This window comes from Microcoleus sp. PH2017_28_MFU_U_A, assembly GCF_020738035.1.
In the GTDB taxonomy this organism is placed as follows: Bacteria; Cyanobacteriota; Cyanobacteriia; order Cyanobacteriales; family Microcoleaceae; genus Microcoleus.
Genome location: NZ_JAEQCX010000074.1, coordinates 1 through 16,035, shown reverse-complemented (window position 1 = coordinate 16,035; position 16,035 = coordinate 1). Strand labels below are relative to the sequence as shown.

Genomic DNA, 16,035 nt, shown 5'->3' with positions numbered 1-16,035 from the left:
CGATCGTGTTGGCTCGTCTAAAAATCATCAAGTATGAGGTACGTTGTTGCGCTTGGGCGCTATGCTAGATCTATGAAAGAGCGCTGAAGCGCAACAACGTACCTAAAGATCGATTCCCAGAAGAGTGCCTGTTGTGTTTATGACTAAAGTTCTTACTACGAACCTTTGAGTTTGTGTTACTTAAAATATTTGTTTGTTAGATTATTAACTGATGCCACCTGAAGTGATTTTTGGAAATGCGGGTGCTGAAGGTGCAAGTCGCGGCGGTTGGTTTGCGGGTCACTTTATAATGCCCGAAGATGACGCGCGATCGACTTCTGCGTTAGAGGTAAAATGGGGCGTTCACTCCGCCGGAGATTGCAGGACTCAGTGGGCGGTAAATGCGGCAGCAACTACGCTTTCTATTCTGGTAAAAGGGCGGTTTCGCTTGCAATTTCCTTCGCAAGAAATCTTGCTGTGTTGTGAAGCAGATTATGCTCTCTGGCTGCCGGGAGTGCCTCATTATTGGTCGGCCGAGGAGGATTCGGTTATCGTGACTGTGCGGTGGCCTTCGGTGTCGGGAGATAGTTCTGCGATTAAGAATTAACTTGAACTTCGGGAACTAAAACGCGACCATTATAACCCGCGCGGTGGTAACGATCGATCGCCTCTGATGCAATAACATCGGCTTTCCCACTCTTAACCAGTGCAACACAAGCACCGCCAAAACCTCCGCCCGTCAGCCTCGCGCCGAAGACTCCGGGGATTGACTGCAAGATTGCCGCCAAGGCATCTACTGCAACCACCGAAACTTCGTAGTCGTCGCGCAAACTCGCATGGGAAGCATTCATTAAATCGCCGAAACGTTCGGCTGGTAAAGATTTTACAGCTTGCAGCACGCGGTTGTTTTCGGTGACTACGTGGCGCGATCGCCTTTTTAGGGGTTCTGGCAATACTTCCACTGCTTTGGGATCGCTGATATCCCTAAGGGCTTTAACTCCCAATATCCGGGCGGATTCTTCGCACTCAGCACGCCGCTGGTTGTAGCCACTTCCGGCTGCTAGGTTGTGGCTTTCACCGCTGTCAATGACTAAAATTTCTGTGCCTGTGGGAAAAGGTAGCGCGCGGTATTCGAGGCTGCGGGTGTCGATAAATAGCATCGTGTTGGTGTCTGCTAAACTCGACGCCATTTGATCCATGATGCCACAGTTCACCCCGGCATACCGGATTTCGGTTAGCTGTCCGATTTGAGCCAGCCGCACGTCGTCTAGGGGGAGGTTCAGCAGCGCGCGGATTGCTCTGAGGGTGGCTATTTCTAAAGCGGCGCTGCTGGACAAACCGGCGCCGATCGGCACATCGGAGGTAATGTAGAGATTTATTGGTGGTATTTTGTACCCTTCTTTTTCTAAAAGTCTGATGCAGCCACAGATATAACTGACGAATTTTTGCGGTATGGTATCGTCGTCTGAAAAATTTATGAGTTCGTCATATTCGGCTGAATAAAAATGGTGTCGGGTATCGCTGCTGAAGCCAATTTGTACTGTTGTGCGCTGCCCAATCGCAGTCGGAAGTACAAATCCATCGTTGTAGTCTGTGTGTTCGCCCAGCATATTTACTCTTCCGGGCGCGCTGGATTGGTAATTGGTAATTGGTAATTGGTAATTGGTAATTGGTAATTGGTAATTGGTAATTGGTAATTGGTAATTGGTAATTGGTAATTGGTAATTGGGAAGAAATAAACTTATTTTTTATCGTTAATTATTTTATGATGCCCAAGTTTTTTGCTGAATTCAACCCCTGTTTACAAAAATAAACATAACTTTAGCTTGGGAAAAAATATGGGGTTGTGATAGAATGGCAGGCTAAGATTTCTCGAAGAATTCAAAAAATGCGATCGACCAGACCCCGGAAACAGTTTGCTCAACATTGGCTCAAAAGCGAGAAAGCCTTAGATAAGATTGTCAAAGCGGCGAGTTTGTCGGGCGATCGCGTCCTGGAAATCGGGCCGGGCACTGGGATTCTGACTCGACCCTTGCTGGCTGCGGCTGAGTCTGTTGTTGCGGTGGAGATCGATCGAGATTTGTGCCTAAAACTCGCCAAGCAACTAGGCAAAAACGACAACTTTTTACTGCTACAAGGCGATTTTCTGGAAATGGATTTAGAGGCTGAACTAATCGCCTTTCCCAAATTCCAAGATCCCAATAAAGTTGTTGCCAACATTCCCTACAATATCACCGGCCCCATCCTGCAAAAACTGCTGGGAACGATATCTGTGCCGGTTGCGAAACCCTTCGATGCGATCGTCCTGTTGGTGCAGAAAGAAGTAGCCCAAAGGCTTTACGCTAAACCTGGTTCGACAGCTTTTGGCGCTTTGTCGGTGCGGGTGCAGTATTTAGCAGAATGCGAGTTAATTTGCGATGTGCCGTCTAGAGACTTTTATCCGCCGCCAAAAGTCGATTCCGCCGTGGTGCGGCTGCTGCCCCGAGTGATAGAAACGCCAGCAGTTAATCCGCGTTATTTAGAGACTTTAGTCAAGTTAGGATTTGGCAGCAAGCGCAAGATGCTGCGTAATAATTTAAAAGGATCTGTGGATTTAGATAAACTCGTTCAATTGTTAGAAAAGTTACAGATCAATCCTCAATCTCGCGCTGAAGATTTAAGCGTGGCGCAATGGGTAAATTTGAGCAATAATTTGTTTTCCGATGACTAGAATCCTTGCACTCCCAAGCTTTCTTATCTGGAAATAATCTGCGTTGCATCGTCGGTTGCATCTGCGGTTCGCCTATCAATCAAAGATTTATGCAATAAGTTTACTGATAACTGATGATTAATAACGTTCGCGAACTCTTGTTTACTCGCAAAACATGACTGATGAATAATGACTAATGACTTTCGCGTTTGGAAATAAAGTAAAGCAGTGTAATCGGGAGCGAGAAATAGGCGATCGCAATTATTGAATCTGAGGCTACGTGCAGCCAGACTAACTTGGTCTGCCATCGATAACAGCGCCCGTGGGGAATAAATGACCCCGAACTAAAAAAAGTTTTCCACATTTCCTGCATAATATTTCCTTTGAGTTGTGAGAAAATGTAGTCTGACTGGTGTCAATTAATTTCTTCAACCAGGGGTTTCTTTCACCCGCGGCTTAATCACCTATGCGTTCATATTCTCTGCTAGCTTCAGCAAAAATCAATCTGTATTTGGAGATAATAGGCGATCGCCCCGACGGATATCACGAACTGGCGATGGTGCTTCAAAGCATAGATTTGGCCGATCGAATTGACTTGCGCGCGATCGGAACGGACACGATCCGCGTGCGCTGCGATCACCCCCAAGTCCCGCCGGACAAGAATAATCTGGCTTATCGCGCGGCGGATTTGTTGGCGCAGCAATTTCCAGATGCTTTGGCGAAATACGGCGGAGTCGAGATTGCCATTCACAAGCAGATTCCGGTGGCCGCGGGGCTCGCCGGCGGTTCTGCAAATGCTGCCGCAGTTTTAGTCGGGATGGACTTGCTGTGGCAATTGGGACTCACTCAATCGGAGTTGCAAGAGTTGGGGGGAACTCTGGGTTCTGATGTGCCTTTTTGCATTGGAGGAGGTACGGCTCTGGCAACAGGTCGTGGGGATAAACTCTCTCCCCTGCCTGATTTGGGAGGTTTTTGTGTGGTGCTGGCGAAGTTTCGCAATCTCAGTATTTCTACTGCATGGTCGTATCAAACTTATCGCAAACAGTTCAGTAGTTCCTATTGTGCACCAGAAGATTTGGAATGTCGCCGCCAAAGGCTACATTCAGGGCCGATGGTGGGGGCGATCGCCCAAAAAGATCGATCGAAAATTGGTCAATTGCTGCACAACGATTTAGAAAAAGTTGCTTTACCCGTGTACCCGCAGGTGTTGCAATTGCGGGAGGCTTTTGAGTCGGCGGGGGTTTTGGGCGCGATGATGTCCGGTTCCGGGCCGACGGTGTTTGCGCTGTGTGAGTCTCCAGAGCAGGCTCAGCAGGTTCTGGAACGGGTGAAAAGTGCGATCGCTTCTCCCGATTTGGATTTTTGGGTAGCAAAGTTTAGCAATACTGGGATTCGGATTTTTTCGGAAGGAAATGATACGAAACCGCCGATTGTGAGGGTGTAACTCGCTGTCGGGTGCGATCGCGATCGTCGGTTAAATGTCAGTGGGGGCGATCCTCTCCGAGGGCTGCGCTAACGGCAAAAATGAATCTAACTTTGCGCGGAGTCTATTAAGATCGCAGAACTGATAAAATGACATGAAACACCGATTTTAGTTTTGGTAAATTAACCAGAAATCTAAAATCTAAAATCTAAAATCTAAAATCGCCATGGCTGATTTAACTAATCCAAATTCCACTTCTGAACCTCTAAGTTCGGCGCGGGATGCAACGCCTGCATCTCCCAAGCAGCCGACTGTTTTGCGGTGCGTGATTGGTTCGCTGATCGCGAGTGTGTTCGCTTTTGGTTTGTATTCGCTAACTATGTCGATCGCTCTAAATTTTGCTAGCAAGCCGCTGCATTCCACCAATATTACTGTGCTTAAAATTAGTGTCGCCGTGCGAACTTTAGTCGTGGGGATGGTGGCTTTAGGTACGGGCGTTTTTGGGCTGGCGGCAGTCGGCTTAATGCTGCTGGGTTTGCAAATTGGGATTCAAAAGTTGGTGAAGAAACCTGCTGGTTGAAACTATCAGACTACAGAAAATCTAGCCTGCAAGCTGAATACTTAATAGTAAGATCGAAGCAATGGAAGTATTTACGATCGGACACTCCAATCACAGTATTGAAGCGTTTATTTTGTTATTGGAACAACACGGAATTACAGCGGTTGCGGACGTGCGATCGCATCCTTTCAGCCGCTATTTACCTCATTTTAATAAATCAGAAATTACAGCTTCTCTGTCTGCTGCGGGCATTCAATATGTTTTTTTGGGGCAAGAATTGGGTGCGAGGCCGGAAGACTTAAGCTGTTACGATACTAGCGGTAAAGCTTTGTACGATCGCATAGCAGCGACTCCTCTATTTGCCTCAGGAATTCAACGCTTGCTCAAAGGCGCCACCAATTATAAAATCAGTTTAATGTGTGCGGAAAAAGACCCGATTACTTGTCACCGCACTATTTTAGTTTGCCACAAACTCAAAGAATTTAATTTGCAAATAAATCATATTCTGTCCGATGGCAGTTTAGAATCGCATCAGGATGTAGAAGCAAGACTTTTGAGCAAGTTTAACAAAGGTAAAAAAAATAATCAGCCAATTCAGTTAAGCTTGTTTGAATTAGAACCTCAAGTTAAAGATGAAATAGTTGATTTAGAAACAGCTTATTATCGTTATGGATTGGAAATCGCTTATGTCACCAAAGAAAGCAATTAATTTATTTACAATTGGTTTTACTCAAAAAAGCGCCGAGCAATTTTTTGATACTTTGATAAAAGCCGGAGTCCGCAGGGTGATAGATACGCGGCTGAATAATGTGTCCCAGTTAGCTGGTTTTGCTAAGCGGAAAGATTTAGAGTATTTTTTGCGGACAATTGGTAATATTAAGTATGTGCATATTCTGGATTTAGCGCCGACTCAAGATATTCTGGATGATTATAAAAAGAAAAAGGGAGATTGGGATGTTTATGAACAGCAGTTTTTGCAGTTGATTCGCGATCGACAAATTGAGCAAAAAATTTCGCCGGATATTCTAGACTGCGGGTGTCTGCTTTGTAGCGAACCACAGCCTCACAACTGTCACCGCCGTTTAGTTGCTGAATATCTCAACGATAAGTGGCAAAATGTCAAAATTAGTCATCTTTGAATTGCATAGCTGGCGGGGAGTGTACGCCATAAATACAGGAATCAATCTAAAATCTAACATCTAAAATCGAATGACTCGGATAATTTGCCTTGCTAATTCCTGGAAACGAGGTGACAGGTGCATCGCTGGAATTAATGAAATTAATGGTAACTGGGTACGTCCAATTTCCGACTTACCAGACGGCCAGATTCCTAAAGAAATACGGCAGATAAATAGACTGGAACCGGCATTATTAGATGTTATAGACATTCCTTTGGCAAATACGGGGCCGGATTTTGGTTTTGAGTGTGAAAATCTGTCTATTATTCCGGGAAAATGGCAGCACGTCGGGAAGGTTTCTTCTGCATATTTACTGAAATATTTCCGCGATCGGGCATATATTTTGCATAATGATTTGCGATTTGTGACAGTAGATTATATGCAGTCTTTGCCAAGGGAAGAGCGCATTACTTTACAATTAATAAAAGCAGTAAAATTTACCGTAAGAATGGTCGGCAAAAGATTTGAAAGTGGGAATAAATGGGAAGGATCTATTGTAACTGCATACAATCAAAAATTGACGGCAACAATTACCGATCCGGTGTTTACTAGAAGGTTGGATTTGGGTTATCGCCCGGAAAAAGCTTGTTTGCTAACCATCAGTTTAAGTATGCCTTGGCGGCCTGATGATTGGGAAGGAGACGATCCTTGTTGGAAGTTGATTGCGGGTGTGATTGAGTTGGAGGAAGATATTATTTATTATTGATTAGCAATACGAAGGACAGTTTTAGATCTAATCTAGTATCTCAAACCGTTGATGTCTTTAAGTCTCGCCCGCTCGTTTCAAAAAATCATTAAAAATGCCAGGGCTTACTCGCGATACGCTTACAGAGTCGTTAAAAAACTGTCCGAAGTATTGGATTAGCTGGTGTTTTGATTGAAATGGCGATCGATTATTGATTTTTGATTAATTTTAGCAACAACTCTTGACATCGCATACATTTGAAATTATGGTAGGGCGATCGGCGCGCACCATAGGTTTAGAGATTTTGTTCGAGATTTAACATTCTTCGTGCTATAATTCTGCGGGACTGTAGCAGAAAGGGGTGCTTTTTCATGAAAGCAGAATTTTATTATGACTGTCACAGATATATTTGCAGCTTAGTTCAAGTTGATTTTGTCAAAGAATTAAAAATTAAAAATCATCAAGGTTTTGTGTTGGCTGTTAAGCAAGGAGAAAAGATTGGACTTTTGGGGAAAAGTCGCCATAATGCTAAACAAGTTGATGTGTCTAAGCCGCATTTTTATAATGTAATTAAAGCAGCAATGAGCGCTTTGGAATTAGAAACTAGAAATGAAGTCATATTAGAGAGAAATCGAACTATTGCTGATGGGGAAGAAATGATTCAGCAGCAAAACCGAGAAATTCGCGTTTTGAATGAACAGCTTAGAATTCAATCGACTCAGATTGAGCATTTGTCAAGGGAAAACCAGCAGTTATCGGTGCAGCTAGTAGAGAAGGAAATTAGAGAAACTCAAATTAGTCAAGAAATTGAGGAAGATTTAGCGGCGGAAATTGACGATTGGGTTGGAGAATCTGAAATTAGTGAAGAAATCGATGAATTGCCGATTTTAGATTCTGGATTTGGATTGGAGTTAATCGAACATCAGCAGGATTTGCAGGATGTTGAGAAAGCTGAAGAAATCAGCGGAGGCGAGGTTGAAGTTTTGGATTTAGAAATTGTAGAACAAGTGGATGTTCCAGCCGACAATGAAATTAAGCACCTGGCTAAAAGAGGTTCACAGAGAAAGATGCGAAAGAAATAATCAAAAAATTTAATATTTTTTAAGACTCACAGGTTTGTAGTGAGGACTTCAGTCCTTCTTAAAGGTTCGTAGTGAGGACTTCAGTCCTTGGATTGGATGCGGACTGAAGTCCTGGCTACGAACCAATTATAGGGTGCATCGGGTTTTTCAAGAGGGCGAAGCATGACCGTATATGAGTTATTAGTTATAATCTCATATTGACTGCGGTCATGCTTCGCCCCTACAATCATATTTACCAAACTCAGATCCACCCCAATTATATTTTATTATGGGTTGGAATTTTACATTTATTATAGGTTGGAATTTTGCAAAATTTCTCTAATTCTTGTCCGAAATAGACGCACGGCCGATCTTTGTCCGATCGCCCTGCTTTGTTCGATAAATCCTGGTATTTCTGCGATCGGCAAAAATGGAAAAGCTACACTTTGACCAACACTCTCGTATTTGTCATCGACAAGTTGATAAACTTCTAGAGTTTGGCGGCGGTATCTCCAAATTTCTGGAACGCCCAAAGCTGCATAAATTGCGAATTTGTTTAGAGAAGAATTGGTGTAATCCGACTCGACAGCCAAATCCGGCGGCGGATCGGTTTCCAAGTCAATATCTCTGCTTCTTACTAAAGCTTCATTCTGGATGTAGAAACAGGTATCTGGTTCGATCGCGCGACTTAAATCTTCTCGTTTAAGCAGCAGAGATCGGAGTTTCATTACCTCAATTTCTAGCTCATCTGCTAGGGCTTCAATAAAACTTTCTAACATCCCTGTAGGCATTTCATGTTCTTGGTAGGGCATTCTGATTTCTAATACTCCATTGTCATAGGCAATTCTCCACGCACGATCGTCTCCAACATCAGCAAGCAACGCTTGAAAAGTTTGCCAGCTAACGCCTTTCAAAACAACTTTTGACTCTCGGATAATTTGCTCTTGTACGGGAGGAGACGGGGTTATTGTTTGCGGATTCATATTGCGAGTCCTCTGTATTGGTTTTGCGATCGAAGGTGAACAAACTTATAGCAGTTATAAACAGCCGTGTTAGGAAAGAAGTGTTGTTTAGTATTTTGTCCGGTGCGTCGCTATGAGATTGTCGATCTGATGCGAGGTATTTCAATGGCGACACACCCTACTAATAGTCAGGTGCGTCGCTATGAGATTGTCGATCTGATGCGAGGTATTTCAATGGCGACACACCCTACTAATAGTATTATGATAGCATTTTTAGTCGGGATTTCTCGGCGATTAGGTACTCCGGTACCCAAAAACGATCGATCGACATGAGAATAGCTACAGACATGAAAATATCAATATTTTCTCCCATTTCCTCAGTGGGCAATAAGCCAAATAATTCGTCGAATTCCTTGACATCTGCTAAAATATTATCAAAGTCTTCTACAAGTTCGTCCGGGTAAATGCAGTGGATTCCTCTCTCATCTTCATAATATGCTTCTTCGTCAGGAAAGAATTGTGAGGGTTTGAGTTCTTCCATGAGATAATCTATCTTGTGAAACTCTGCTTCGGGAACGATCGCAGCTAGATCCTTCCCTGCTTGCTGTAAAATAAAACGATCGCCCTTTTGCATCACTCGTTTCACGATCTCGATCGCATTTTCGCAAAATTCCTCAACAGTTAAGCGAAAAAACCCCTCAGAGTCGATCGCCAGTTTAGCCCCCACAGCCGCGCCCACAGCAGAATTTTGACAATTATCCAGGGCGATCGGTAAGATCGTAGGTGCGATCGAACTACCGTCAGCAGCATTAAATCCTTCAGTCATCAGTCGTTCCCCAACATACGCATAATTGTTGACAATATTGCACAATAGATAAAATTGTAAATATATAGCACCTACGTCTTTTTACCGCTGATGAATAGCAAATTTCTCGATCGACTCCACCACCCCTCGCGCCCAGTCATCGTCTTCGACGGCGCCATGGGAACCAACCTGCAAGTCCAAAACCTCACCGCAGAAGACTTCGGCGGTAAAGAATACGAAGGCTGTAACGAATATCTCGTGCACACCAAGCCGGAAGCCGTCGCCATCGTGCACCGAGGATTCCTCGAAGCAGGCGCCGATGTCATCGAAACAGACACCTTCGGCGCTGCTTCCATCGTGCTCGCGGAGTACGATTTAGCAGACAAAGCCTATTATCTCAACAAAACGGCGGCTGAACTCGCCAAGAATATCGCAGCAGAATTTGACACGCCCGAAAAACCGAGATTTGTCGCAGGATCGATCGGCCCGGGTACCAAATTGCCAACCTTAGGACACATCGATTTTGACACGCTAACCGCCGCTTTTACCGAACAAGCCGAAGGACTTTATGACGGCGGCGTTGACTTATTTATAGTCGAAACTTGTCAAGACGTGCTGCAAATTAAATCAGCATTAAATGCCATTGAAGAAGTATTTAAGAAAAAAGGTGCGCGGATTCCGTTAATGGTATCAGTCACAATGGAAGCCACCGGCACAATGTTAGTCGGTTCCGACATCAGCGCCGCTTTAGCTATTTTGCAGCCGTATCCCATAGATATTTTAGGATTAAACTGTGCCACCGGGCCCGATCGCATGGCGGAACACGTCAAATATCTATCCGAACATTCGCCCTTCGTGGTTTCCTGCGTACCAAACGCTGGTTTACCCGAAAACATTGGCGGCCACGCACACTACAAACTGACGCCGATTGAATTAAAAATGGCCTTGATGCGCTTCGTCGAAGACTTAGGCGTGCAAGTCATTGGCGGCTGCTGCGGTACTCGCTACGATCACATCCGCGAACTGTCAGAAATTGGCACAACTCTTAAACCCAAAATTCGCGAAATTACTTGGGAACCAGCCGCTGCTTCAATTTATAGCGCCCAACCCTACGAACAAGAAAATTCCTTCTTAATTGTCGGGGAAAAACTCAACGCTAGCGGTTCCAAAAAATGCCGCGATTTGCTAAACGCCGAAGACTGGGACGGTTTAGTAGCAATGGCTAGAGAACAAGTGCGAGAAGGCGCGCACGTTCTCGATGTCAACGTCGATTATGTCGGGCGCGACGGCGTGCGCGATATGAAAGAATTAGTATCCCGGGTTGTGACTAATGCAACTCTGCCTTTAATGCTGGATTCCACCGAGTGGGAAAAGATGGAAGCTGGCTTGAAAGTGGCGGGCGGCAAATGTTTGCTGAATTCTACTAACTATGAAGACGGAGAACCGCGTTTTTATCAAGTTTTGGAGTTGGCGAAAAAGTACGGCGCGGGGATTGTGATCGGAACGATTGATGAAGATGGGATGGCGCGCACTGCTGACCAAAAATTTGCGATCGCCCAACGCGCCTATAACGCCGCCGTCGCCTATGGAATTCCCGCCTCAGAACTCTTTTTTGACACCCTGGCTTTGCCGATTTCTACCGGGATTGAAGAAGACCGAAAAAACGGCAAAGCTACCATCGAATCTATCCGCCGCATCCGCCAAGAATTGCCGGGATGTCACGTGATTTTGGGAGTTTCTAACATTTCCTTCGGCTTGAATCCGGCGGCGCGCCAAGTTCTCAATTCCATGTTTTTGCACGAAGCGATGCAGGCGGGGATGGATTCGGCGATTATCAGCGCTAACAAGATTTTGCCGATCGCCAAAATCGACCCCAAACACCAGGAAATCTGCCGCAAACTGATCTACGACGAACGGGAGTTCGACGGCGATATTTGCATTTACGACCCCTTGGGCGACCTAACAACGGTGTTTGCGGGCAAAACTACCAAGCGCGATCGTACCCAAGACGAAAACCTCCCCGTCGAAGAACGATTGAAGCGCCACATCATCGATGGCGAACGCATCGGCCTCGACATCCAACTCGCCAAAGCATTAGAAACCTATCCGCCCCTGCAAATTATCAATACCTTCTTGTTAGATGGGATGAAAGTAGTCGGAGAATTGTTCGGTTCGGGACAAATGCAATTGCCATTTGTATTGCAGTCAGCAGAAACCATGAAAGCGGCAGTTGCTTATTTAGAACCGTACATGGAAAAGTCCGAATCCGGGGACAATGCTAAAGGCACATTTATCATTGCAACTGTCAAAGGCGACGTTCACGACATCGGCAAAAACTTGGTTGATATTATCCTATCAAACAACGGCTATCGAGTGATTAACTTGGGAATTAAACAGCCAGTTGATAATATCATCGAAGCCTACGAAAAGCACAAAGCCGATTGTATTGCCATGAGTGGCTTGCTGGTAAAATCCACCGCATTTATGAAGGAAAATCTGGAAGTATTCAACCAGAAAGGAATCACTGTTCCCGTAATTTTGGGCGGCGCGGCTTTGACTCCCAAGTTTGTACATGAAGATTGCCAAAATACTTATAAAGGTAAAGTTGTTTACGGCAAAGATGCGTTTTCTGACTTGCATTTCATGGACAAACTGATGCCAGCAAAATCTGCTGGTAACTGGGAAGATTTGCAAGGATTCTTGGATGAAGCTGAAAATAGTAACGGGGCGGTGAAAGCAGCTAAAACTTCGGCAGAAACTGCGGTTGAGGATGCTAAGAAGGCAGACACTCCGGTGATTATTGATACCAGGCGATCCGAAGCAGTTGATGCAAATATCGATCGCCCGAATCCTCCTTTCTGGGGTACAAAACTGTTATCGCCCGAAGAAATCCCGTTTGAAGAGCTTTTCTGGCACTTGGATTTGCAAGCATTAGTTGCGGGACAGTGGCAATTCCGCAAGCCAAAAGACCAATCGCGGGAAGAATACGATGCTTTCTTAGCTGAAAAAGTCTATCCAATCTTGGAAGAATGGAAACACAAAATCATCACCGAAAAGTTACTGCACCCGCAAGCAATTTACGGGTATTTCCCCTGTCAAGCTGAAGGAAATTCCTTGTATCTGTATGACCCAGAAATTATGAAGGGCGGGCAAGATGCCCACCCCACAGCAGAAAATAGTGGCACAGGCATCTTGCCTGTGAATGCCAATAGTGGCACAGGCATCTTGCCTGTGACAACATTGACATTTCCCCGGCAAAAATCGGCGCGCCGGCTGTGCATTGCCGACTTCTTCGCACCGAAAGAATCGGGCAAAATCGATGTATTTCCGATGCAAGTAGCGACGGTGGGAGAAGTTGCTACGGAGTACGCACAAAAGCTATTTGCTAACAATCAATACACCGATTATCTCTACTTCCACGGATTGGCGGTACAGACGGCGGAAGCAGTAGCCGAATGGACTCACGCGCGGATTCGCCGGGAATTGGGTTTTGCTAGCGAGGAACCGGATAATATTCGGGATATGCTGGCGCAGCGATATCGCGGTTCGCGCTATAGTTTCGGCTATCCGGCTTGTCCGAATATGGCGGATCAGTACAAGCAATTGGATTTGCTAAAGTGCGATCGTATAAACCTGTATATGGATGAAAGCGAACAACTTTATCCGGAACAGTCAACCACTGCAATTATCACCTATCACCCAGCCGCTAAATACTTCACAGCTTAATTTATTAGTGCGCGCGGAGTACCATTAGTGTCAACTTAACGTCAAATGTACTATCGATTTACTGTTTGACGACTAGGCCCAGATCTCCCTGGCACCCCCCTTAAAAAGGGGGGAACCGGAAGATATCAAAGTCCCCCTTTTTAAGGGGGATTTAGGGGGATCTAGACTCAGCAAAAAGCGCATTATACAAATAAAACTCGGCGGTTGAAACCGCTAGTACACAAACAAAGTCCGCCTTCGCGGACTGAAGAATACACAAATTCACCCAATAAAAAAGCACCTTGAAAAAGTGCTTTCATGAACCGGAAGTTTGATTGTCCCACCAAACTTTTACAAGTGATTCCGGGGAGTGCGGGCGCCGGCAGATGCTCCGGCCATTGAAGCAACCAAACCCAATAATGAGCCGAACAAAAATGACCAACCAGCTTTAGCGGCATTTTCAGCAATATTCCGAGCATCCTGAGCAGAAACGCTAGGCGCTTGGTTGGGTAGATTTACGCCGCCTTGTTGGGCTTGATTAATCGCTGCTCCGGCATTCGCTGCTACTACGCCAAAAGTCCCAGCTACGCCATTTGCTAACAGCCAAGAGCCAATTGTTAAGGTAGTTGCCCACAAAATTGCTCCGTTCAAAAGCGCGGTGCTGCGGTTCATCGGGCCGCAAGCGCGAGCAGTTACCCAACCGCCAACGCCCAAGCTTATTAATAAACTGATAATTGACCAAATTCCTACTCCAGTACCGACGTTGCCTGCAATACTGCGCGGAGCTCCTGAATTAGCAATGTTGCTCAACCCGATCGCAGCACCCAACGCACTTAACACCAGTTGTGTGCCGATCGCAATTACCAAACCTGAAAAAATTGGGCCCCACCGCACTAAATCGTGATATTCCATGACCGGCTTAACTAGAGTCTGCTCGGTAACAACGTTGTCTACTGGTCTATTTACGTATGCCATAGCTTTTCCTTTCCTTTGAGAGTTGGTTTTATTTTTAACAATCTTTCACCTAAGCATTGATTGTGGCTGAGATTGATAGAAACCATATCTGCCTGGGGAAATAACCAGTATCTATGTCTGAAGAAATAAACTAAAAAGTCATCAGCTTTCAGCCAGCAGCTATTAGCTAATGACTGATGACTGATGGCTGATAACCAATAACTATTTTATCCAGTTAAAAAAGTTCGCTGATGTATAGAGGAAAAGCGGCTTATTAACGCAATCTGACAGCAGTCCCAACAGCAGTAATCAACAGCAAAGCCCCCGAAGAGTCTACATTAATCGTGCCGGTGTCAACTTCCACCCCGATCACGGCATTAGCACCCAGGCGCTGGGCCCGTTTTTCCAGTTCCGCGAGGGTATGTCCCTGTCCTTGCGGAAATCTGCTATGCTTGTCACAAGTAGGCTCCTAAAGTAGGGAGCTACTTGGAGAATAGAGTTAGAGTCTACCTAGACTAAATCTAGAAACAATCTAGAAACCATAGAACCTTGACAAACCAATAGTTTCAGGAGAAACACCAATGAAAGCTCAGAGCAAAGTTCAGACTGCTTGCGACATCACAATCGGCGTTGATCATGGTAGCCTCCGATTACAGTTTCCCTCTCGGCACAGCCCACTATGGGAAGCCCTAGACGGCAAGTTGCTAAAAGGTAAACCCAAGTATCTACCACTAGGGCGACACGGCTACAAGGACAATCCTGAGGACTGGAAGCGTGCTTCTGAGCTAGCTGATGTACTTCAGATGCCAGGTGCACAGGCTACAACACCCGAGATTACCGTAGGCGAGATGTGGGAAGCGTACCTTCAGTGGAAAGAAACAAAAGTAGAGCCATCTACTTTTGCTGACCGCTATCTGCGACGTTATTCAAATATCATCAAAGGGCTGAAATGGGACAAAAAAAGCCGTAGTTTTTCCGCTACCGGGAACGACATCAGCAGTCTACCTGCTAACAGATTGTCTGCTGAAAAACTATTATTGTCACCTTACAATAAGGCTGCTATTGTCGATACCATCCGAGCGTTAAATGAAGCTTTTGATCGAGGGCAATCAACGGGCATGATAAAGAATGCTCAAAACCCTTATCGAAACTTACATCTTGAAGTTGTCGAGAATCCTAAGGAAAAGTACACATCAGCAATCGGTGTCGATGGTGAAATACTAGAATGGTGGCAGTTGCAAGATAGTAGGCAAGAGGAAGAATGCGAAACTGATGTACGTTTTTTTACCAAGAATGAACGTGACATTATTGTCAGGGCATTCTATGAATCAGACAAGCAAAATGAACGTAAAGCCGCGCCCTTGATTGAATTTTTGTTTCTGACAGGTTGCCGACCCGGTGAAGCTTTCGCATTGCGTTGGGGTGATATTTTCTTTGACCGTGGCTATATCCGTTTTAGTAAGAGCTACGCAACCAGCATTAAATCTACAAAGCGGACAAAAACTAAAGAGATAAGAATGTTCAGAATCACCCCGAAAATAGCTAGCCTTCTATCTAATATTAGAAAAAGTCAATCATCAGTTGACCTTGTATTCCCACAGGTAGGCGGCCAAACTCATAGCAACAGCAGTCACTCTTTAATATGGCTAGGCAAGGTAGATAAGAAAGAAGTAAATGGCAAAAGCTACGAATACCACTATCCTGGCGTAGTTACTCGACTTGTTTCTGAAGGCAAAATCAGCCAATATCTCGCACCTTATCACACTAGACACACTTACATTACCCTTACCGCTCACGCTAACAAAAGTGACACATCGGCTCTTCTGCTATTGGCTCACGCTTGCGGGAACAGTGTTGAAATCATTGTTAAGCATTACCTAGGATTTGATAAAGATATACATCTTGTCGAAGTTTAACCCTTACCTGGTAAGTCACTTACCCCCTTTAATCAGGGGGTATTTTTTTGACTATTTTCCTGTACCTACTGTCATTTTACAAAGTAAGGCCCTACTTTAGGAGCCTACTTTAATACAAC

Annotated in this window: 15 protein-coding genes and 1 pseudogene; 10 read left to right on the top strand and 6 right to left on the bottom strand. The window is 45.1% G+C overall.

The window, feature by feature from the left end; all coding sequences use genetic code 11:
• Positions 1-211: 211 nt before the first annotated feature.
• Entirely contained in the window at positions 212-586 is a 375-nt protein-coding gene (locus tag JGK14_RS18320) for a signal peptidase I (protein WP_293277386.1), read from the top strand.
• Here JGK14_RS18320 and galK read toward each other — a convergent pair.
• Complete coding sequence (galK, locus tag JGK14_RS18315) at positions 576-1,589, bottom strand: galactokinase (protein ID WP_325315343.1); 1,014 nt, start codon at positions 1,587-1,589, stop codon at positions 576-578. The two genes, JGK14_RS18320 and galK, sit on opposite strands and share 11 nt — an antisense overlap.
• A 278-nt stretch (positions 1,590-1,867) precedes the next feature.
• Here galK and rsmA point away from each other — a divergent pair, with 278 nt between their 5' ends.
• A complete protein-coding gene (rsmA, locus tag JGK14_RS18310) occupies positions 1,868-2,689 on the top strand; it encodes a 16S rRNA (adenine(1518)-N(6)/adenine(1519)-N(6))-dimethyltransferase RsmA (protein ID WP_293185990.1) in 822 nt (273 codons plus the stop codon).
• Between the two features lie 172 nt (positions 2,690-2,861).
• On the opposite strand, the gene JGK14_RS18305 is transcribed toward rsmA, so the two are convergent.
• Positions 2,862-3,041, bottom strand: coding sequence for a hypothetical protein (locus tag JGK14_RS18305; RefSeq protein WP_293185988.1), 180 nt, complete (start codon positions 3,039-3,041; stop codon positions 2,862-2,864).
• 93 nt (positions 3,042-3,134) lie between these two features.
• Between JGK14_RS18305 and ispE the strand changes: the two genes are divergently transcribed.
• The 6 genes from ispE to JGK14_RS18275 all read left to right on the top strand — a co-directional run bounded on the left by ispE (position 3,135) and on the right by JGK14_RS18275 (position 7,595).
• Positions 3,135-4,112, top strand: a complete 978-nt coding sequence (gene ispE / locus JGK14_RS18300; RefSeq protein WP_293147908.1) for a 4-(cytidine 5'-diphospho)-2-C-methyl-D-erythritol kinase — start codon at positions 3,135-3,137, stop codon at positions 4,110-4,112.
• A gap of 205 nt (positions 4,113-4,317) precedes the next feature.
• Entirely contained in the window at positions 4,318-4,671 is a 354-nt protein-coding gene (locus JGK14_RS18295; RefSeq protein WP_293185987.1) for a DUF3082 domain-containing protein, read from the top strand.
• Between the two features lie 61 nt (positions 4,672-4,732).
• The gene (locus JGK14_RS18290; protein ID WP_293185985.1) at positions 4,733-5,359 is read left to right on the top strand and encodes a DUF488 domain-containing protein; all 627 of its coding nucleotides are present in this window, start codon (positions 4,733-4,735) and stop codon (positions 5,357-5,359) included.
• Positions 5,337-5,789, top strand: coding sequence for a DUF488 domain-containing protein (locus JGK14_RS18285; protein WP_293185983.1), 453 nt, complete (start codon positions 5,337-5,339; stop codon positions 5,787-5,789). The genes JGK14_RS18290 and JGK14_RS18285 overlap by 23 nt, the downstream gene beginning before the upstream one ends.
• Positions 5,790-5,859: 70 nt before the next feature.
• Positions 5,860-6,534, top strand: a complete 675-nt coding sequence (locus JGK14_RS18280; protein WP_293185982.1) for a dual OB domain-containing protein — start codon at positions 5,860-5,862, stop codon at positions 6,532-6,534.
• A gap of 350 nt (positions 6,535-6,884) precedes the next feature.
• Positions 6,885-7,595, top strand: coding sequence for a hypothetical protein (locus JGK14_RS18275; RefSeq protein ID WP_293185981.1), 711 nt, complete (start codon positions 6,885-6,887; stop codon positions 7,593-7,595).
• A 290-nt stretch (positions 7,596-7,885) separates the two neighbouring features.
• Here the strand turns inward: JGK14_RS18275 and JGK14_RS18270 are convergent, their stop codons facing one another.
• Together JGK14_RS18270 and JGK14_RS18265 are read right to left on the bottom strand one after the other, a co-directional pair.
• The gene (locus tag JGK14_RS18270) at positions 7,886-8,557 is read right to left on the bottom strand and encodes a Uma2 family endonuclease (RefSeq protein ID WP_293185980.1); all 672 of its coding nucleotides are present in this window, start codon (positions 8,555-8,557) and stop codon (positions 7,886-7,888) included.
• Between the two features lie 238 nt (positions 8,558-8,795).
• On the bottom strand, positions 8,796-9,362 hold the full coding sequence (locus JGK14_RS18265; protein ID WP_293193291.1) for a type II toxin-antitoxin system Phd/YefM family antitoxin: 567 nt from the start codon (positions 9,360-9,362) through the stop codon (positions 8,796-8,798).
• A gap of 90 nt (positions 9,363-9,452) precedes the next feature.
• On the opposite strand from JGK14_RS18265, the gene metH reads away from it, so the two are divergent.
• Entirely contained in the window at positions 9,453-13,067 is a 3,615-nt protein-coding gene (metH, locus tag JGK14_RS18260) for a methionine synthase (protein WP_293213962.1), read from the top strand.
• A 330-nt stretch (positions 13,068-13,397) separates the two neighbouring features.
• Here the strand turns inward: metH and JGK14_RS18255 are convergent, their stop codons facing one another.
• Together JGK14_RS18255 and JGK14_RS18250 are read right to left on the bottom strand one after the other, a co-directional pair.
• A complete protein-coding gene (locus JGK14_RS18255) occupies positions 13,398-14,021 on the bottom strand; it encodes a hypothetical protein (RefSeq protein WP_293185976.1) in 624 nt (207 codons plus the stop codon).
• A 253-nt stretch (positions 14,022-14,274) separates the two neighbouring features.
• Positions 14,275-14,418 (bottom strand): annotated as a pseudogene (locus tag JGK14_RS18250) (heavy metal-binding domain-containing protein); the annotation flags it as partial.
• A 163-nt stretch (positions 14,419-14,581) separates the two neighbouring features.
• Here JGK14_RS18250 and JGK14_RS18245 point away from each other — a divergent pair.
• On the top strand, positions 14,582-15,916 hold the full coding sequence (locus JGK14_RS18245; RefSeq protein WP_325315342.1) for a site-specific integrase: 1,335 nt from the start codon (positions 14,582-14,584) through the stop codon (positions 15,914-15,916).
• Positions 15,917-16,035 lie beyond the last annotated feature (119 nt).